Annotated in this window: 17 protein-coding genes; 10 read left to right on the plus strand and 7 right to left on the minus strand. The window is 73.3% G+C overall.

The features are described from left to right. The first annotated feature begins 138 nt into the window (after window positions 1-138). From ACZ4XD_RS17110 to ACZ4XD_RS17120, 3 genes are all read left to right on the plus strand, one after another. Complete coding sequence (locus tag ACZ4XD_RS17110) at window positions 139-291, plus strand: hypothetical protein (RefSeq protein WP_468042835.1); 153 nt, start codon at window positions 139-141, stop codon at window positions 289-291. After that, complete coding sequence (locus tag ACZ4XD_RS17115; RefSeq protein ID WP_468042837.1) at window positions 291-1,589, plus strand: sensor histidine kinase; 1,299 nt, start codon at window positions 291-293, stop codon at window positions 1,587-1,589. Before ACZ4XD_RS17110 ends, ACZ4XD_RS17115 begins: the two co-directional genes overlap by 1 nt. 94 nt (window positions 1,590-1,683) lie before the next feature. Further along, window positions 1,684-2,394 (plus strand): response regulator transcription factor, encoded by a 711-nt coding sequence (locus ACZ4XD_RS17120; protein ID WP_468042839.1) that lies wholly within the window; start codon window positions 1,684-1,686, stop codon window positions 2,392-2,394. 36 nt (window positions 2,395-2,430) lie between these two features. Here ACZ4XD_RS17120 and ACZ4XD_RS17125 read toward each other — a convergent pair whose 3' ends face one another. After that, complete coding sequence (locus ACZ4XD_RS17125) at window positions 2,431-3,408, minus strand: 5-dehydro-4-deoxyglucarate dehydratase (protein WP_468042841.1); 978 nt, start codon at window positions 3,406-3,408, stop codon at window positions 2,431-2,433. 239 nt (window positions 3,409-3,647) lie between these two features. On the opposite strand from ACZ4XD_RS17125, the gene ACZ4XD_RS17130 reads away from it, so the two are divergent. The 4 genes from ACZ4XD_RS17130 to ACZ4XD_RS17145 all read left to right on the plus strand — a co-directional run bounded on the left by ACZ4XD_RS17130 (window position 3,648) and on the right by ACZ4XD_RS17145 (window position 7,423). Next, window positions 3,648-4,457 carry an NAD-dependent epimerase/dehydratase family protein gene (locus tag ACZ4XD_RS17130; protein WP_468042843.1) on the plus strand — a complete coding sequence of 270 codons (810 nt, stop codon included), beginning with the start codon at window positions 3,648-3,650 and terminating at the stop codon, window positions 4,455-4,457. A gap of 116 nt (window positions 4,458-4,573) precedes the next feature. Next, window positions 4,574-4,846 (plus strand): GlsB/YeaQ/YmgE family stress response membrane protein, encoded by a 273-nt coding sequence (locus tag ACZ4XD_RS17135; RefSeq protein ID WP_468042845.1) that lies wholly within the window; start codon window positions 4,574-4,576, stop codon window positions 4,844-4,846. Window positions 4,847-4,922: 76 nt separating this feature from the next. Continuing rightward, window positions 4,923-6,155 carry a TerD family protein gene (locus ACZ4XD_RS17140; protein WP_468042974.1) on the plus strand — a complete coding sequence of 411 codons (1,233 nt, stop codon included), beginning with the start codon at window positions 4,923-4,925 and terminating at the stop codon, window positions 6,153-6,155. A gap of 389 nt (window positions 6,156-6,544) precedes the next feature. Next, window positions 6,545-7,423, plus strand: a complete 879-nt coding sequence (locus ACZ4XD_RS17145; protein ID WP_468042847.1) for a class I SAM-dependent methyltransferase — start codon at window positions 6,545-6,547, stop codon at window positions 7,421-7,423. Window positions 7,424-7,445: 22 nt separating this feature from the next. On the opposite strand, the gene ACZ4XD_RS17150 is transcribed toward ACZ4XD_RS17145, so the two are convergent. Both ACZ4XD_RS17150 and ACZ4XD_RS17155 read right to left on the minus strand, forming a co-directional pair. Next, window positions 7,446-8,885, minus strand: a complete 1,440-nt coding sequence (locus ACZ4XD_RS17150; RefSeq protein ID WP_468042849.1) for an alkaline phosphatase PhoX — start codon at window positions 8,883-8,885, stop codon at window positions 7,446-7,448. Between the two features lie 249 nt (window positions 8,886-9,134). Then, window positions 9,135-10,646 carry a hypothetical protein gene (locus ACZ4XD_RS17155; RefSeq protein WP_468042851.1) on the minus strand — a complete coding sequence of 504 codons (1,512 nt, stop codon included), beginning with the start codon at window positions 10,644-10,646 and terminating at the stop codon, window positions 9,135-9,137. A gap of 255 nt (window positions 10,647-10,901) precedes the next feature. On the opposite strand from ACZ4XD_RS17155, the gene ACZ4XD_RS17160 reads away from it, so the two are divergent. The 3 genes from ACZ4XD_RS17160 (at window position 10,902) to dapA (ending at window position 14,118) form a co-directional block, all read left to right on the plus strand. Then, complete coding sequence (locus tag ACZ4XD_RS17160; RefSeq protein ID WP_468042853.1) at window positions 10,902-12,740, plus strand: endonuclease/exonuclease/phosphatase family protein; 1,839 nt, start codon at window positions 10,902-10,904, stop codon at window positions 12,738-12,740. A gap of 125 nt (window positions 12,741-12,865) precedes the next feature. Beyond that, a complete protein-coding gene (locus tag ACZ4XD_RS17165; protein ID WP_167536074.1) occupies window positions 12,866-13,015 on the plus strand; it encodes a hypothetical protein in 150 nt (49 codons plus the stop codon). Between the two features lie 146 nt (window positions 13,016-13,161). After that, the gene (gene dapA, locus ACZ4XD_RS17170; RefSeq protein ID WP_468042855.1) at window positions 13,162-14,118 is read left to right on the plus strand and encodes a 4-hydroxy-tetrahydrodipicolinate synthase; all 957 of its coding nucleotides are present in this window, start codon (window positions 13,162-13,164) and stop codon (window positions 14,116-14,118) included. On the opposite strand, the gene ACZ4XD_RS17175 is transcribed toward dapA, so the two are convergent. From ACZ4XD_RS17175 to ACZ4XD_RS17190, 4 genes are all read right to left on the minus strand, one after another. Next, entirely contained in the window at window positions 14,030-14,974 is a 945-nt protein-coding gene (locus tag ACZ4XD_RS17175; RefSeq protein ID WP_468042857.1) for an EI24 domain-containing protein, read from the minus strand. The two genes, dapA and ACZ4XD_RS17175, sit on opposite strands and share 89 nt — an antisense overlap. Window positions 14,975-15,072: 98 nt before the next feature. Then, the gene (gene dapD / locus ACZ4XD_RS17180; RefSeq protein WP_468042859.1) at window positions 15,073-16,068 is read right to left on the minus strand and encodes a 2,3,4,5-tetrahydropyridine-2,6-dicarboxylate N-succinyltransferase; all 996 of its coding nucleotides are present in this window, start codon (window positions 16,066-16,068) and stop codon (window positions 15,073-15,075) included. 122 nt (window positions 16,069-16,190) lie between these two features. Next, window positions 16,191-16,730: a TetR/AcrR family transcriptional regulator gene (locus tag ACZ4XD_RS17185; RefSeq protein ID WP_468042861.1), complete on the minus strand. Its 540-nt coding sequence runs from the start codon at window positions 16,728-16,730 to the stop codon at window positions 16,191-16,193. Next, window positions 16,730-17,050 carry a DMT family transporter gene (locus ACZ4XD_RS17190; protein WP_468042863.1) on the minus strand — a complete coding sequence of 107 codons (321 nt, stop codon included), beginning with the start codon at window positions 17,048-17,050 and terminating at the stop codon, window positions 16,730-16,732. The genes ACZ4XD_RS17185 and ACZ4XD_RS17190 overlap by 1 nt, the downstream gene beginning before the upstream one ends. Window positions 17,051-17,241: the final 191 nt, after the last annotated feature.

The raw sequence follows: 17,241 nt of genomic DNA on the forward strand, positions 1-17,241 counted from the left end.
GGGGGGGTGTGGGAGTGGGGTGGCCCCCCCCCCCCCCCCCCCCCCCCCCCCCCCCCCCCCCCCCCCCCCCCCGCCCCCCCCCTCCCCCCCCCCCCGCGGCCGAGGCCCTGCGGCCGAGCCGCCGGAAGACTGGACGCCATGAGCACCCGGACCGCCACGGCAGCCGCCGCCCCGAAGCCACCGCCACCGCCGGTGAGCCGCACCTACGCCGTGCGGATGAGCGCCGGGACGAGGGTGGCGGGGGCCGGGGCCGGTTTCTTCGCCGTACGCGAGGCCGCGCGGTGCTGCTGATGGGCCGGCGCTGGATCCATCTGGTGCTGGGCGGCGCGCTGTTGATGCCGTTCTTCCTGCTGACCTCGGTCGTCGTGCCGCTGGTCGTGGACGGCGCCGACCCGTTGCGCGACGTGGGCTGGCAGTTCGTCGCGTTCGGCGGTGCGCTGCCGCTGGCCGCCCTGGCCGCGCTGCTCTTCCCGCTGCTGCGGCCGCTGGAGGTGGCCGCCGTACGGTCGCTGTGCGGGGTGCCGGCGGAGCGGCTGGCCGAAGGGCCGGCGGTCTCGTGGGCGGCGCGGCGGCGCACGGCGCTGTGGTTCGTGGCGCATCTACTGGCCGGGGGGATCGTCAGCGGGATGACGCTGTCCGCGCCGCCGGCCGCGGTGGTGCTGCTGTTGCTGCCGTTCGCCGACCCCCTGCGGCACACCGCGCTGGGCTGGCCGCACCTCTTCCACGGCGTGCTGGGCCCGCTCGCGGGGCTGGCGCTGCTGGCCCTGGTGGTGGGCACGGCCTGGGGGGCGGGGGCGCTGCTGGGCCGCGTCGCCCCCGTATTGCTGGGTCCCACACCCGCCGACCGGCTGGCGGCCGCCGAGCGCCGGGCCGCCGAGCTGGCGTCCCGCAACCGGCTGGCCCGCGAGCTGCACGACGCGGTCGGACATGCGCTGAGCGCGGTCACCCTCCAGGCGGCCGCGGCCCGCCGGGTCCTGGACACGGACCCGGAGTTCGCCCGCCGGGCGCTGGCCGCCATCGAGGAGACCACCCGCGACGCGGTGGCCGAACTGGACACCGTCCTGGGCCTGTTGCGCGAGGAGGACGGCAGCGATCCGGCCGCGCCCGCGCCCACGCTGGACGGCCTGGAGGCGCTGCTCGCCCGCACCCGGGCGGCGGGCGTACCGGTCGAGGCGACGGTGGAGGGACCGTGCGCGGGGCTGGCGCCGGTGGTCTCCCGGGAGGCCTACCGGATCGTGCAGGAGGGCCTCAGCAACGCCCTGCGGCATGCCGGCCCGGTGCCGGTCCGGCTGTATCTCGGCGTCCGGGAGGGCGAGTTGCTGATACGGGTGGAGAATCCGGTGTCGGGGGCGGGGGCTGGTGTGGCAGGAGCGACGGCCGGTGCAGTGGCTGGTGTGTCGGCCCGGCCGGGTGGGGGCCGCGGGCTCCGCGGGATCGCCGAGCGCGCACGACTGCTGGGCGGGGCGGCCACGGCGGCCGAACGGGAGGGCGTATGGCGGCTGACGGCCCGGCTGCCACTGACGGGGGCGGGGTCGGGGTCGGACATGCGGGCAGAGACGGGGCCGGGGACGGAGACGGGGGAAAGGTGAGCAGGCGGCGGATGGCACACAGCGGCCAGGCGGGAACGGTGAGCGGGCGGCGGATGGAGCACGGCCGACAACCGAGAACGGGGGTGAGCGGAGCATGACCACGACGCAGGACGACGACCGGCGGGCCCATGACGGGGACGCCCCTCGCCCCCTCCGTATCGTGCTCGCCGACGACGAACAGATGGTGCGCTCGGCGCTGCGCGCGATCCTGGGCGCCGAGGGCGATATGGAGGTCGTCGGCGAGGCGGCGACCGGCGCCGAGGCGGTGCCGCTGATCCGTGAACTGCGCCCGGACATCGTGCTGATGGACGTCCGGATGCCGGAGATCGACGGGATCCGGGCGACCGAGCAGGTGCTCGCCGGGATGGACCGGCCGCCGCGCATCATCGTGGTGACGACCTTCGAGAACGACGCCTACGTCTATGACGCGCTGCGGGCCGGTGCCAGCGGTTTCCTGCTCAAGCGGTCCGGTGCGGAGGACCTGGTACAGGCCGTACGGCTGGTGGCGCGCAGCGACTCGCTGCTGTTCCCGGCCGCGGTGCGCCAACTGGCCGCCCGGCACGCGGCACGGCGCGCCGCGGACGACGCGGTGCGGACGCTGCGGGCCCGGCTGTCGGAGCGGGAGCGGGCGGTACTGCGTCTGATGACGGCCGGAATGACGAATGCCGAGATCGCGGACCGGCTGGGGGTGGGCCCGGCCACGGTCAAGACGCATGTGGCCGGGGTGCTGGCCAAGCTCGGGGTGCGGGACCGGACCCAGGCGGTGATCGCCGCGTACGAGTGCGGCTTCGTCCGGCCGGGGTGAGTGGGGGCGCCCGGGGCGGGGTGCGTGCGGCGCGCCTCAGGCGTCGCCCCCCGCCCCCTCCGCCACCAGCCCCAAGCCGCGTTCGAGCAGCCCCGCCAGCTCCTTCACATGTGCCGGAGACGGTTCGCCGAGCGGTGACCGGACCGGGCCGACGTCCCGGCCGCGCATGCGTACGGCCGCCTTGACGAGCGAAACGGCATAGCCGTGGCCCTGGTTGCGGAGTTCGGCCAGGGGCCGGTAGAAGCCGTCGAGCAGCCGCTGCACGGTGGTGTCGTCGCCGGTGTTCAGCGCGCGGTGGAAGGCCAGCGCGATCTCGGGGGCGAAGCCGAAGACGGCGGAGGAGTAGCGGTGGACGCCCAGGGCCCGGTAGGCGGGGGCGGTGAGTTCGGCGGTGGGCAGGCCGTTGAAGAAGCGGAAGGTCTCCTCGGGGGCCTCGGTGCGGACGGTGCTGATGATGCGCTGGAGCAGATCGAGGTCGCCCACCCCGTCCTTGAGGCCGATGATGCCGGGGGTCCTGGCCAGGGCGGCGACGGTGGCGGGGGCGAGGACGGCGTTGTCGCGCTGGTAGACGATGACCGGGAGCGGGGTGGCGGCGGCGAGTTCGGTGTAGTGCGTCAGCAGGCCCTGCTGGCCGGGGACGACGAGATAGGGCGGCAGGGCGAGCAGCCCGTCGGCGCCCGCGGCGTGCGCGAGCCCGGCGAACTGCACGGCGAGCGCGGTGCCGTAGCCCGTACCGGCGATCACCGGGACCCGGCCCGCGGCCTCCTCGACCGCGGCCGCGACGCAGTCCGCGAACTCCCCGGGGGTGAGCGCGTGGAACTCGCCGGTGCCGCAGCAGGCGAAGACGGCGGCCGCGCCCGCGTCGATGCCGTCGCGTACATGGGCGCGGAAGGCGGCCGGGGCCGGGGCGCCGTCCGGTCCGTACGCGGTCACGGGGAAGAACAGCGGTCCGTCGAGGCGGTCAGCGAGACGGGAGGGCCTCCCGGCGGTGGCGGGGGGAGGGGCTGAGGTCACGGGCGCTCCCTGACAGACCTGTGCACGTTCATGACTGACGTCCATATTTCTGAACGGGGCCACGTTAGGGCAGCCCACCGCACCGGTCAAGGTCCCACAACTGCCGCGCCACAAGCCGTTTCACACCACCCGTCAAGCGTCTTGACCGGCCAAGATCCGGCTTTCTACGGTCGGTGTCCATCCCTCTGAATGACGTCCGCACCCGTGGCCTTGCCGCTCGGCCGGAGGAGTCGCCGCCCATGACCGCACCCCGCACCGTCCTGCTCACCGGCGCCGCCGGCGGCGTCGGCACCCTGATGCGCGCGCTGCTGCCGCCGTACGGCTACCGGCTGCGCCTCTTCGACCAGCGGCCGGTCGACGGCGAACCGGACGCGATCACCGCCGAGTTGGCCGATACGGAGGCGCTGCGCGAGGCGGTGGACGGGGTCGACGCGATCGTCCACCTCGCCGGTATCTCCCTGGAAGCCCCGTTCGAGCAGATCCTGCGCGCCAATATCGAGGGCACCTACCGCCTTTACGAGGCGGCGCGCACGGCCGGGGTCCGCCGGGTCGTCTTCGCCTCCTCCAACCACGCCGTCGGCTTCACCCCGCGCCCCGCGGACGGCTCCGGTGCCATCCCCGTCGGCACACCCCGCCGCCCCGACACCTACTACGGCCTGTCCAAGGGCTTCGGCGAGGACCTCGCCTCGCTCTACTGGGACCTGCACGGCATCGAGACCGTCTCGGTCCGGATCGGCTCCTGCTGCCCGGAGCCGACCTCGGTACGGATGCTGTCGATCTGGCTGAGCCCGGCCGACTGCGCACGGCTGCTGGACGCCGCGCTCACCGCGCCCGGCGTGGGCCACACCGTCGTCTACGGCTCCTCCGCCAACACCCGGCTGTGGTGGGACCTGTCGACCGCGCGCGCCCTGGGGTACACCCCGCGGGACGACTCCGAGCCGTATGCGGCACAGCTGATCGCCGCCCAGGGCGCGCTGGACCCCGGCAACCCCGCCCATGCCCATCTCGGCGGCTCCTTCTGCACCGACCCGCCCCGGTGGCCGCACTGACCGTCGTGGCCCACGGCCGTACCGGTCACCACACGGGGCACGCCACGGAACCCGTGCCGCCCACCGGGCGTCCTCGTCTACGTACCGAATCTCCGCGCAGGAACGAGGAACGCATCATGGGCATCGTCAGCTGGCTCGTACTCGGGCTGATCGCGGGCGTCATCGCCAAGGTTCTGCTGCCGGGACGGGACCCGGGCGGAGTCGTCGGCACGACCCTGATCGGCATCGTGGGGTCCTTCATCGGCGGCTGGCTCTCCACCAAGTTTCTGCACGAGCCGATCCCGAAGGACTTCGGTGAGCCGAGGATGTGGGTCGCCTCGATCGCCGGGGCCCTGGTGCTGCTGATCGCCTACCGGCTGCTCTTCGGCAACTCCCGCGAACGCCGGTGAACGGGCCGGGCGGCCATCCGGCCGCAGGTAATGGAACCGCAAAGGCGCGCCGATCGTTGAGCCCGGCATGACCGCTATGACTCCTGGCTCGAACCTCCCGCTCAGTGCCGTGCGGGTGGCGGTGGACGTCACCGCCCCCGTGCGGCTGGACGTCTCGGGCCTGCTGCTGGCCGCCGACGGCAAAGTGCGCTCCGACGACGACTTCGTGTTCTACAACCAGCCCGCCGGGCCGGGCGTGACGCACTCCGCGGCGGCCGGCGGCGGTGACACCATCACGGTGGACACCGCCGCGGTGCCCGACGGCATCGAGAAGATCGTGGTCACCGCGAGCCTGGACACCCCCGGCGCGACCTTCGCCGGCACCGAACCGACCGGCACGGTCCGTAACGCCGACGACGGCAGCGTCCTCGCCTCCTTCACCCCGCCGCAGCTCGGCACCGAGACCGCGCTGGTGGTCGTCGAGATCTACCGCCGGGCCGGTGCCTGGAAGGTGCGCGCGGTCGGCCAGGGCTATGCCAACGGCCTGGCGGGGATCGCCACCGACTTCGGCGTCAGCGTGGAGGAACCGGCCACCCCGGCCGCACCGGCCGCCGCCCCGCAGGCACCCCCCGCTCCCCCGGCCGCGGCCCCGGCACCCGCAGCACCCGCGGGCCAGTGGGGACCGCCCACCGGCGCCCCGGCCCCGGTCACACCCCCGGCTCCCGCCGCTGCCGCCCCGGCCGCCGCCCCCGGCAAGATCAACCTCGACAAGGGCCGGGTCAGCCTCCAGAAGAACCAGACCGTCTCCCTGGTCAAGGGCGGCCGTCCGCTGCTCACCTCGGTGCGGATGGGCCTCGGCTGGGAGCCCGCCTTCCGCAGCAAGAGCATCGACCTGGACGCCTCCGTCATCGCCTACGGCCCGGACCGCAAGAAGGTCGACAACTGCTTCTTCGGCAAGCTGATGATCCTGGGCGGCGCGATCCAGCACTCCGGCGACAACCTCACCGGTGAGGGCGCCGGTGACGACGAGGCGATCACCGTCCACCTCGGCGGGCTGCCCCCGGAGGTCACGGGCCTGGTCTTCGTCGTGAACTCCTTCTCCGGCCAGAAGTTCTCCGATGTCGCCAAGGCATACTGCCGCCTGCTGGACGCCCAGAGCGGCGAGGAGCTGGTCCGCTTCGACCTCACCCACTCGGAGCCCCGTACGGGCGTGATGATGGCCAAGCTCATCCGCCAGTTCTCCGGCGAGTGGGAGATGACCGCGATGGGCGAGTATGTCGACGCCCGCACGGTCCGCGGCATGATCAAGCCGGCCGCCCAGGCGCTGTGAGCCGGCGGCCCCCGCTTCTCTGACGGCCCCTCCGCCGGCAGGGAAGCGGGCCGCCGCGCCTCCCCCGCGCGGCGCCGGCCCCGCCACCCGCACGAGCCGTTCGGAGGACTCCGCGGCGCCGCGCGGCCACTTCCCGCGGCACCATCGCCGCGACGCCCTCGCCCGCGACGCACCGCCGACGGACGCCCTTCCCCGGTGCGCGTCGTCGGACCGGGACCGAGAATTGTTGTCGTCCCTAACGTTGTCGTCCGTAACGTCGAGCCCAGCAACCGCCCCTCCCCCGGTCACAGGCCCCGGATCCCGCCCTCGCCGCCACGCGCCCTGCCGCCTCGCCCCGCCACGGCAGCCCGTCACGGCAGGTCCCCCACGGCACGCATGAGGAGCGTTCGATGACGCAGCAGCCGCCGCCGGCCGGCCCCGCGGACCCCCCGGACGGCCCAGCGCCCCCGGAGCTTCCGGAGCGGGTCGCGCGGGTCTACGGCGAGTTCGACCTCAGCACCGTCCCCGCCTTCGCCGGCGGCTTCATCAACTTCGGGTACTGGACGGGCCTGCCCGGCCCCGCGGACCGCAAGCTGACCCGGGCCGACCGGGTGCGCAGCGAGGAGGATCTCTACCGCCTGGTGCTGGGCACCTTCGACCGGCCGCGGGGCCGCACCGCCCTGGATGTCGGCTGCGGTCGCGGGCTGGGCTGTGCGCTGGCGCTGCGGGAGTTCGGGCTGGAGCCGGTCATCGGGCTGGACGCGCACCCCGACCAGATCGCCCGTGCCCGGGAGGCCAACGCGGACCTGCTCGCCGCGTCCGGGGGCTCCCCCGGCCGGCTGGAGTTCGTCCTGGGCGCGGCCCAGCGCATCCCGCTCCCCGACGGCTGCGTCGACTGTCTGTTCTCGGTCGAGGCGGCGCAGCACTTCCGCGATCTGCCCGGTTTCGCCCGGGAGGCCGCGCGGGTGCTGCGTCCCGGCGGCCGGCTGGCGCTGACCACCTTCTTCGCCCGCACCCGGGCGGCCGCCCGGGTCCTGCCCGAGCTGCTGCCCCCGTACGCCGACGGCCTGGACGTCCCGCATGTGGTCGACGAGGTCGCCGCGGCACTGACCGCGGCGGGGCTGCGGGAGGTGCGGGTCCGGCCGATCGGCGACGGGGTCTGGGAGCCCTACGACCGCTATATGGCCCAGCAGCCGGAGCTCCACGACGACGAGTGGCCGCGCCGCTATCTGACGGCGTATGAGACCGGTCTGCTGGACTACTACCTGCTGACGGCGGCGGGCGGCTGAGCCGCCGCCCGCCGTGCGGCTCCTACTGCCGCTGCCACGGCCCGGTGATGGCCAGCATGATGCCGGGGTCCTGGATGTTGGCGAACAGCGTCTGCCCGTCCGGGGAGAACACCGGCCCGGTGAACTCGCTGAACTCGGGCTCGGCCGCGGTACCGATGTTGAGATCGTTGCGCGCGATCGGGTAGGTCCGGCCGTCGTCGGTGGCCCCGAAGAGGTGCTGGACGCCCTCGCCGTCCTCGGCGATGATCAGCCCGCCGTAGGGCGAGACGGTGATGTTGTCGGGGCCGTCCAGCGCGCCGTCCTTCGACGGGTCGGGGTTGACGCCCAGCAGCACCTTCAGGGTCAGCGTCCGCCGCCGCGGGTCGTAGAACCAGACCTGCCCGTCGTGCTGGACCGGGCTCTCGTCACGGGCGTACGAGGAGACCACATACGCGCCGCCGTCCGCCCACCACAGGCCCTCCAGCTTGCGGGCGCGGGTGATCTCGCCGTCCTTGAACTGCTTGCGCACCGAGACGTTACGGGCGTCGCGGTCGGGGACCTCGACCCAGTCGACGCCGTAGACGGTGCCGGTCTTGGTGGCGCGGGAGAGGTCGTCGACGAACCGGCCGCCGGAGTCGAAGCACTTGAACGCCTCCAGTACACCGGCGTCGGCGGCGAGGGAGCGCAGCTGGCCGCGGCCGTGGCGGAAACCGGCCGGCGGGGTCCAGCGGTAGAAGAGGCCGTTGGGGCCGGAGGCGTCCTCGGTCAGGTAGAGGTGGCCGCGCTTGGGGTCGACGACGACGGCCTCGTGGGCGTAACGGCCCAGCGCCTTGAGGGGCTTGGGGTCACGGCCGGCCCGGCGGTCGTGGGGGTCGACCTCGAAGACATAGCCGTGGTCCTTGGTCATGCCGTGCTCGCCGGCCTTGTCCTCGGTCTCCTCGCCGGTGAGCCAGGTGCCCCAAGGGGTGGTGCCGCCCGCGCAGTTGGTGGAGGTACCGGCGACGCCGACCCACTCGCCGACCGGGCTGCCGTCCTTGGCGACCTCGACGACGGTGCAGCCGCCGGACGCCGCCGGGTCGTAGACCAGTCCTTCGGTCAGCGGCACCGGGTGCGGCCAGTCGGCGCGCGGGCCCTTCAGCTCGTGGTTGTTGACCAGGAGGGTGGTGCCGCGGGGGCCCTCGAAGGTGCCGGTGCCGTCGTGGTTGGAGGGGGTGGACTCACCGCTGTCGAGCTTGGTGACCCCGGTCCGGGTGATGATCCGGTACGAGAACCCGGCGGGCAGCGCGAGGATGCCGTCCGGGTCCGCGACCAGCGGGCCGTAGCCGATGCCGGAACCGTCCGCCGCGCCCTCCTGGCCGCCGTCCGATGTCTCCGCGCCGATGGCTCCGGGTGCGGTGCCCAGCACGCCGACGCTGCCGGCCAGGGCGACCCCGGCACCGGTGAGGGCGGAACGCTTGGCGAAGTCTCTACGGGTCAGCGGCATTGTCATCTCCTGGATGGCCGGATTCTTCTCCCCTTGCCTACGGGCACACGCTCTCGTGCGCCCTCGAACTCCAGTTGAACGTGGTGCGACATCCGGGAAGCGGTTGGCACGCAGCGGCACCTTCCGGCCACCGGGCGGCCGCCCGGAGAAACAGACCCCGGCACAAAAACGTGTCCGGCGGGCCGGGAGCGGTCCCGGTCCACCGGACATCCCCGGGGTGCACCGCCCCGGTCCGGCCATGCGGTGCGCTCAGCCGGACTGCCGCGAGCGCGCCTTGAACGCGGCCTTGCGCGCCTCCTTGGCGGCCTTCTTGTCCGGGTGCAGCCGGCCCATGGCCTCCAGGACGTCGGCGGTGGCCGGGTGGTCCACCCGCCAGGCGGTGTCGAAGAACCCGCTGTGCTGTGCGGTCAGGCCCTGTACCAGGTCGCGCAGCTCGGGCGTGGCGTCGTCGTCGGCGCTGTCCAGCTGGGCCGCGAGGGTGTCCACCGTCAGCCAGAAGACCATCTCCTGGGACGGCTCGGGGATGCCGGGCAGCGCGCGCTCGGCGAGCCAGACCCGGGCCAGGCCGCCGAGCTGCCGGTCGTCGAGCACCTCGCGCAGCGCGGCCTCGGCGTCGGGCGAGACCAGTGAGAGGGTCTGCTGGGCGGCGAGCCGGCGCTGCGGGGCGCGCTCGTCCTCCCCGCGGGCGGCGCTGAGCAGGTCCCGGGCGGCATCCAGGGGCGCACGGGCGGCGAGCCAGAGCTCGGACTCGGCCTGGGCGAGCGCTTCGCGGTAGTCGGGCAGCGCGTCCAGGAGGACATCGGCGCCCTTGTCGGTGAGGTCGCCGACCGCGGGGGCGTGTACGCCCGCGTCCAGCATCCGCGCGCGCACCGCGTAGACACCGAGCGGGGTGAGGCGGACCAGGCCGTAGCGGGAGACGTCCTCGTCGGTCAGCGGCTCGGCGGAGGTCTTTCCGGGCTTCTGGGGCAGGGCCGTCTCGCCGTCCTCGTCCAGCTCCTCGATGAGGGCCTCGTCGACGGGCTGGTAGGCGACCAGGCCGATCGGCTCCAGCACCCGGAACTGGTCGTCCAGACGCATCATCGCCTCGGAGACCTCTTCGAGGACATCGTCCGTGGGCTCGTCCATATCGTCCGGGACGATCATGGAGGCGGCCAGCGCGGGCAGCGGAACCTCCTGGTCAGGGCGCTCGTTCAGGGCCGTGAGCAGATAGAGGTTGCCGAGGATGCCGTCCAGCAGCTCGGCCTCCTCCTCGGGGTTCCAGTCGAGCGCGTCCAGGTCCAGTTCGCCGCCCTCGGTGAGCTGGTCGGCGAGGTCGGCGAGGTCGGGGGCGGCCGCGTCGGCGAGCACCGTCTCCATGCCGCCGAGCCAGATGTCGAGGACGTCCTGCGGGCTGCCGGAGGTGAGCAGGCCCAGCTCCTCGCCGGGGGTGGCGATCCCGGCCGCGGCGTCGTCGGGCAGGTCGGCGCCGTCCTCGCTCTCCTCGGTCTCCGCGATCTCCACGAGACCGGTGTCCACCGCGAGCTGCCATGCCTCGGCGGCGTAGGCGGGGCCGTCCTCGTCACCGGCCAGCCCGAGGTGTTCGGTGGCGGCGGCCAGCGGCTCCGCCAGGATCTCGCCGCCGACACCGACCGGCACGCCGCGCTCCGCCCAGCGGGCGAGCTTCGCGGCGCGGGCCATCAGGGGGGCGCTCAGCGCGTCCCGGGCCAGTTCCGCTTCGGAGTGCAGCCGCACCGGCGGCAGGGTGGGGCGGTCTGCGGACATCGGGTGCTCAGCTCCTCGGACGGATACGGCTGGGGGACCACCCAGCGGCAGCTGGGGTGTGCGCCGCCCAAGCGTAGACGGAATTCTCCGTATCTCGGACGGTTCACCCCCGCGCCCCCTTCCGGTTACCCGCAGAAGCTTGACAACTCCCTTGTGTGCACAAGAGATTGACGCAGATCGACGCGCGTAGCGTGCGCCGGTCCCGCTTCGTATCGACGTTGCTCCAGCCACCCCCCAAAACCCTCGGAGGCATGCATGCCGTCCCGTCGCTCGCTCCGCAGACCGGTCACCGTCGCCGCGGTGGTCTGCGCCGCCCTGGCCGGCGGACTGCTGACCGCTACCCAGTCCGCCTCGGCAGCCGGCGCCCGGATCCACGACATCCAGGGCAGCACCCGCATATCCCCGCTGGCCGGACAGCAGGTCAGCGAGGTGCCCGGTACGGTCACCGCGATCCGCTCGTTCGGCTCGGCGCGCGGCTTCTGGGTGCAGGACCCGCACCCGGACCGCGATCCGGCCACCAGTGAGGCGGTCTTCGTCTTCACCGGCAAGGAGACACCGAAGGTCACGGTCGGTGACGCGATCACCTTCTCCGGCACGGTCAGCGAGTACTACCCCGGCGGCAAGGACGCCGGTCTCCAGTCGGTCACCGAGATCACCGGCGCGACCTGGAAGACGGTCTCCGCCGACGCCCCGCTGCCGGCCGCTTTCACCCTCAAGCCGGCCTCGGTGCCGAACCGTTACGCCCCCGACACGGGCGGCAAGAGCATCGAGTCCCTGAAGCTGCGCCCCGGCTCGTACGCCCTGGACCGCTACGAGTCGCTGGAGGGCATGCGCGTCGCGGTGGCGAACGCGCCGGTCGTCGGGGCGACCAACACCCATCACGAGCTGTGGGTGACCGCCGAGCCGAAGCGCCACCGCACGGCCCGCGGCGGCACGCTCTACGGCTCGTACGCGGACCCCAACGGCGGCCGGGTCAAGGTGGCGTCGCTGATCCCGTTCGCGCAGCAGCCGTTCCCGGTGGCCGATGTCGGCGACGCACTGACCGGCACCACCGCCGGACCGCTGGACTACGACAACTTCGGCGGCTACACCCTTCAGGCCACCGAGCTGGGCAAGCTCGCCGACAAGGGCCCGGAGCCGGAGAAGACCCGCAAGCAGAAGTCCGACGAGCTGGCGGTGGCCACCTACAACGTCGAGAACCTCTCCCCCAGCACCCCGCAGGCCAAGTTCGACCGGCTGGCCAAGGGGCTGGTGGAGCACCTCGCCACCCCCGACGTGGTCGCGCTGGAGGAGGTCCAGGACGACAACGGCACCAAGGACAACGGCGTGGTCACCGCCGGGGACACCCTCAAGAAGCTGACCGATGCGATCAAGGCGGCCGGCGGCCCGGCGTACGAGTGGCGGCAGATCGACCCGGTCAACGGCCAGGACGGCGGCCAGCCCGGCGGCAACATCCGGGTGGCGTTCCTGTTCAACCCCGAGCGGGTCTCGTTCACGGACATCAAGGGCGGCGACGCCACCACGCCGGTGAAGGTGGTCGGCGACCACGGCAAGGCCACGCTGTCCGCGTCCCCGGGCCGCATCGCACCGGCCGATCCGGCGTGGAAGACCAGCCGCAAGCCCCTTGTCGGCCAGTTCTCGCTCAAGAGCCGCCCGGGGAGCCGGGTGTTCGTGATCGCCAACCACTTCAACTCCAAGGGCGGCGACCAGGGGCTGGACAGCCGCTTCCAGCCGCCGGCCCGGAGCTCGGAGACCCAGCGCACCGCCCAGGCCGGGCTGGTGAACACCTTCGTCAAGGAGCTGCTGGCCAAGGACCCGAAGGCCGCGGTGGTGGTGGCCGGTGACCTCAACGACTACCAGTTCTCGCCGGCCCTCAAGGCCCTCACCGCCGGGGGTGTGCTCACCGACCAGGTCAACCGGCTGCCGGCCGCCGAGCGCTACGGCTATGTCTACAGCGGCAATTCGCAGGTGCTGGACCACATGCTCACCAGCCGCCCGCTGACCCGCGCCGACTACGACATCGTGCACCTCAACGCCGAGTACGCCGACCAGGCCAGCGACCACGATCCGCAGGTGCTGCGGATCCGCCCGTAGCACGGCGGAAGGTCACCGCACGTGACTCCCCCGTCACCCGTCCGGCCCACGTCCGGGGGCCAACTGCCGCGGGGGGTGCGGTACTGGGCAGGTAAGCACCATTCGGCGAGACATAGGGAGTCATCATGCCGAAGTCCCAGAACCGTAAGTCGGGCAACAAGGACCGTGCCGCCGAGCGGCGCGCCGACCAGCGGAAGCCGAAGTCGTCGGAGGAGTCCGCTTCCGAGCGGACCCAGGACCTGAAGCGTTCGCGGAATGGCCTGACTGGCGCGTGATGGGCCTGTGATGCCCGAGCGGCCGTCGCACCGAAGGGTGCGGCGGCCGCTGCACGTTTCCGGGCCCCGCCTGCGTAGCGCTGCTCAACAAACCCACCGGTACAACTCAGTGGACGTGAATTATGAGGCGCCCTCACACCCCTGGCATGACCACCCTGACCGCCCCCCGCACCGCCGCACCGCCCTTCGGACGCACCGCGGCCGCCATGATCACCCCGTTCACCGCCGACGGCGCGCTCGACCCGGACGGCGCGCAGCAGCTCGCCACCCGCCTCGTCGACGACGGCGGCTGCGAGGCACTGGTGCTGAGCGGCACCACCGGGGAGTCCCCGACCACGTCGGACGCCGAGAAGGAGACCCTGCTGCGGGCCGTGGCCGAGGCCGTCGGCGACCGGGCGCGGATCATCGCGGGGGTCGGCACCAGCGACACCCGGCACACCGTCTCCCTGGCCCGCGACGCCGAACGGGCGGGCGCCCACGGCCTGTTGGTGGTCACGCCGTACTACTCGCGGCCCACCCAGGAGGCCGTAGGCCATCATCTGCGGACGGTCGCGGACGCCACCGGACTGCCGGTGATGCTCTACGACATCCCGGGCCGCACCGGCACCGCGCTGAGCGCCCGGACCCTGCTGCGGCTGGCCGCCCATCCGCGGATCGTGGCGGTCAAGGACTGCGGCTACGACCTGCTGAAGACGGCGAAGGTGCTGGCCGCGACGGACCTGGCCTACTACGCGGGCTGCGATGAACAGATCCTGCCGCTACGGGCCCTCGGCGGCGCCGGCTGCGTCAGCACGGTCGCCAATGCCGCACCCCGGGCGGTGCGCGCCGTACTGGACGCCTATGACGCCGGCGACACGGCCGCGGCGGCCCGCCGTCAGCTCGCCCTGGTCCCGCTCATCGAGGCGGTGACCGGCGGGGAGACCCCTGGCACGGTCACCACGAAGGCGCTGCTCCAGCACCTCGGGCTGCCCGCGGGGCCGGTACGCGGCCCGCTGCTGGCGGCGGACGCCGAACTCACCAGCCGGCTGGTGGACGCGCTGCGGACGACCCTGGACCGGACTGCTGATGCGGATACCGCGGTGCCTGCGGGGGTCCCTGGTTAGGCGCGAAGGGGGCGGGCGGCGGCCCGAAGCCCTCCGGCGCGCCCGGCTGCCCGTACGGAGCCGCGGCCCGGTCCGGCCCGGCGGCCGCCTCGCCCCGCTCCGGCCCGGACGGCTCGTCCGGGCCCGGCACCAGGTCGCGGACGAGCAGCGTCGCACCGGCGACCGCGCCCGGCATCAGCACCACCGCGACGAACGGGATCAGGAACAGCAGCACGATGGGGGTGCCGAAGCCGACCGCGAGCCCCTTGCGGCCGCGCAGCAGCCGGAGCCGTTCGCGCACCGGGATGTCCCGGCGCTGCATGGCCACCGAGGTCAGCTCGACGGCGAGGAAGAAGCCGGAGACACAGAAGCCGATCGCGGGAATCACGGTCTGCCCGATGAACGGCACGAACCCGAGGACGAACAGCAGGATGCCGAAGCCGGCGGCCCGCAGCAGCACATGCACGCTGTCCCGCAGCGCGATCCAGATCTCCTGCCACAGCGGCCGGTCCGGGGACGGCGGGCAGTGCCCCTCGGACTCCTCGACCTTCTCCGAGAGCGACTCGTAGAAGGGGTCGCCGATCAGGAGGGTGACCGCGGTGAAGGTCAGCACCGAGAGCATCAGCCCGCCGGCGAACAGCAGCGCCACGAACAGCCCGCGCAGCAGCCCCTGCCAGGGCGAGCCCCAGCCGTCGGCGAACGGCGTCGCCCAGGCCGCGATATCGCCGGACCAGATGGCCAGCACGGTGAGCACCGCGGCATACAGCACCAGGGCGATCAGCGCCGGAATCAGCCCGAATCCCCACCACCGGCCGTGCTGGGCGACCCAGCGCTGCCCCTTGCCCAGATACCGCATCCCCGCTACAAGATCACGCATGGCGCAAGCTTATCGGCGGGCAGCCGGGCCGGGGAGCGGGGTGCCGACAACAACGGCCCGGCGGGACGCCCGCCGGGCCGTGGGGTGACCGTGACCGCTCAGTTGTGGCTGTGCAGCACCTCGTTGAGGCCGCCCCACTCCGCCTTGTTCGGGCGGGCCTCGACGGCGCCGGTGGTGGAGTTGCGGCGGAAGAGGATGTTGTCCGCGCCGGAGAGCTCCAGGGCCTTGACGATCTGGCCGTCGGGCAGCGTGACCCGGGTGCCCGCGGTGACGTACAGACCGGCCTCGACGACGCACTCGTCGCCCAGCGCGATGCCGATACCCGACTCGGCGCCGAGCAGGCAGCGCTCGCCGACCGAGATGATCTGCTTGCCGCCGCCGGACAGGGTGCCCATGGTGGAGGCGCCGCCGCCGATGTCGGAGCCGTCACCGATGACCACACCCGCGCTGATCCGGCCCTCGACCATGGAGGTGCCCAGCGTCCCGGCGTTGAAGTTGACGAAGCCCTCGTGCATGACCGTGGTGCCGGCCGCGAGGTGCGCGCCCAGCCGCACCCGGTCGGCGTCCGCGATCCGTACGCCGGTGGGCGCGACATAGTCCGTCATCCGCGGGAACTTGTCGATGCCGGTGACCATCAGGTGCAGCCCCTCGGCACGGGCGTTCAGCCGTACCGTCTCCACCCGGTCGACGGGCACCGGGCCCAGCGAGGTCCAGGCGACGTTGGACAGCAGGCCGAAGACGCCCTCCAGGTTCTGCCCGTGCGGCTTGACCAGCCGGTGGCTGAGCAGGTGCAGGCGCAGGTACGCGTCGTGAGCGTCCAGCGGCTTGTCGTCGAGGGAGGCGATGACCGTGCGGACGGCGACGACCTCGACCTCGCGGACCGGGTCGGGACCGATCGCCTTGAGCACGGCGGCGCCCAGCAGTTCGGTGGCGCGCTCGTCGTCGAGGCGCTCGGTGCCGGCGGGGCCCAGGCCGTCGGTGGCGGCCAGCTCGGGTGCCGGGAACCAGGTGTCGAGAACGGTGCCGTCGGAGGTGACGGTGGCGAGCCCGGCGGCGACGGCGCCGGTCGTACGGGGGGAAGCAGCATCGGTCATGTTCGAAACCTAACCGGAGGGCGCCCGCCGAGGCGAACCGGTCTCAGCGATCGGGCCGGTCCGTAGGACCGCACCACCGGGTTCGTACGGGTCCACAAGGCGCGCGCCGCCGGGGCCGCCGCTCAGCCCAGCACCCCGGCCAGCCCGGCCCGTACCGACGTGGGGTCGAAGGGCTGCCCGGTCAGCAGATGCTGGAGCGTCAGCCCGTCGGTGAAGGCCACCACGGCCCGTGCGGTCCGGACGTCGCCGATCCGCCGGCCGAGCAGCCGCACCATCTCGTCCAGGCACTCCGCGGCGATCGGCCGCACCGCCTCGTGCCGCAGCGCCGCCAGATAGAGCTCGTACTCCAGCACCATCCGCGAGCGGTCCCCGCTCAGCGTCTCCTCGACGAGCCGGGCCACCTCGTCGGTGAGCGGCACCGCCGGGTCGATCCCGTCGGCCCAGCGCGTGAAGTCGGCCAGCCACTCGCCGTTGACCTGCCGCAACGCTGCGACCAGCAGCTCGTCCAGGGTCGCGAAGTGGTACGTGGTGGAGCCGAGCGGGACATCCGCCGCGGCGGCCACCGAGCGGTGGCTGAGCCCGGCGATCCCGCGCTCGCCCACCACGGTGATCGCCGCGTCGATGATCCGCTGCCGCCGGTCCGGGTCGTAGCGCCGGGCCATCAGTGCGCCCCGCCCAGATTCAGCACCACGACACCGGCGATGACCAGCAGCAACCCGAGGATCTTCAGCGCACTGGTGCTCTCCCCCAGGAAGGCCATCCCGATCGCCGCGATCAGCGCCGTGCCGACACCGGCCCAGATGGCGTACGCGGTGCCGACGCTCATCGTCCTGAGCGTCTGCGCGAGCAGGAAGAAGGCGAGCAGATAGCCCGCCGCGGTGTACAGCGACGGCCACAGCTTGCTGAAGCCGTCGCTGTATTTCATCGCGGTGGTCGCGAGGACCTCGGACAGGATCGCGCCGGCGAGCATCAAAGGGGCCATGCGTACGAGCGTACACAACGTTGCGTACGGGCGTACATACCCCTGCGCGGGGCCGGAACGCCGAAACGGCCGTGGGGGGGGGGGGGGGGGGGGGGGGGGGGGGGGGGGGGGGGGGGGGGGGGGGGGGGGGGGGGGGGGGGAAAGGAGGGGGGGGGGGGGGGGGGGTGGGGGGGGGGGTGTTTTGGGGCTAG

The organism is Streptomyces sp. NPDC029466 (assembly GCF_055574515.1).

What these genes read in the sequence shown, in the direction of transcription:
- ACZ4XD_RS17130 (WP_468042843.1), top strand. Translation starts at nt 3,648, where the DNA reads ATGACCGCACCCCGCACCGTCCTGCTCACCGGCGCCGCCGGCGGCGTC.
- dapD (WP_468042859.1), bottom strand. Translation starts at nt 16,068, where the DNA reads ATGACCGATGCTGCTTCCCCCCGTACGACCGGCGCCGTCGCCGCCGGG.
- ACZ4XD_RS17160 (WP_468042853.1), top strand. Translation starts at nt 10,902, where the DNA reads ATGCCGTCCCGTCGCTCGCTCCGCAGACCGGTCACCGTCGCCGCGGTG.
- ACZ4XD_RS17175 (WP_468042857.1), bottom strand. Translation starts at nt 14,974, where the DNA reads ATGCGTGATCTTGTAGCGGGGATGCGGTATCTGGGCAAGGGGCAGCGC.
- ACZ4XD_RS17165 (WP_167536074.1), top strand. Translation starts at nt 12,866, where the DNA reads ATGCCGAAGTCCCAGAACCGTAAGTCGGGCAACAAGGACCGTGCCGCC.
- ACZ4XD_RS17150 (WP_468042849.1), bottom strand. Translation starts at nt 8,885, where the DNA reads ATGCCGCTGACCCGTAGAGACTTCGCCAAGCGTTCCGCCCTCACCGGT.
- ACZ4XD_RS17135 (WP_468042845.1), top strand. Translation starts at nt 4,574, where the DNA reads ATGGGCATCGTCAGCTGGCTCGTACTCGGGCTGATCGCGGGCGTCATC.
- dapA (WP_468042855.1), top strand. Translation starts at nt 13,162, where the DNA reads ATGACCACCCTGACCGCCCCCCGCACCGCCGCACCGCCCTTCGGACGC.
- ACZ4XD_RS17110 (WP_468042835.1), top strand. Translation starts at nt 139, where the DNA reads ATGAGCACCCGGACCGCCACGGCAGCCGCCGCCCCGAAGCCACCGCCA.
- ACZ4XD_RS17120 (WP_468042839.1), top strand. Translation starts at nt 1,684, where the DNA reads ATGACCACGACGCAGGACGACGACCGGCGGGCCCATGACGGGGACGCC.
- ACZ4XD_RS17190 (WP_468042863.1), bottom strand. Translation starts at nt 17,050, where the DNA reads ATGGCCCCTTTGATGCTCGCCGGCGCGATCCTGTCCGAGGTCCTCGCG.
- ACZ4XD_RS17155 (WP_468042851.1), bottom strand. Translation starts at nt 10,646, where the DNA reads ATGTCCGCAGACCGCCCCACCCTGCCGCCGGTGCGGCTGCACTCCGAA.
- ACZ4XD_RS17145 (WP_468042847.1), top strand. Translation starts at nt 6,545, where the DNA reads ATGACGCAGCAGCCGCCGCCGGCCGGCCCCGCGGACCCCCCGGACGGC.
- ACZ4XD_RS17115 (WP_468042837.1), top strand. Translation starts at nt 291, where the DNA reads ATGGGCCGGCGCTGGATCCATCTGGTGCTGGGCGGCGCGCTGTTGATG.
- ACZ4XD_RS17185 (WP_468042861.1), bottom strand. Translation starts at nt 16,730, where the DNA reads ATGGCCCGGCGCTACGACCCGGACCGGCGGCAGCGGATCATCGACGCG.
- ACZ4XD_RS17140 (WP_468042974.1), top strand. Translation starts at nt 4,923, where the DNA reads ATGACTCCTGGCTCGAACCTCCCGCTCAGTGCCGTGCGGGTGGCGGTG.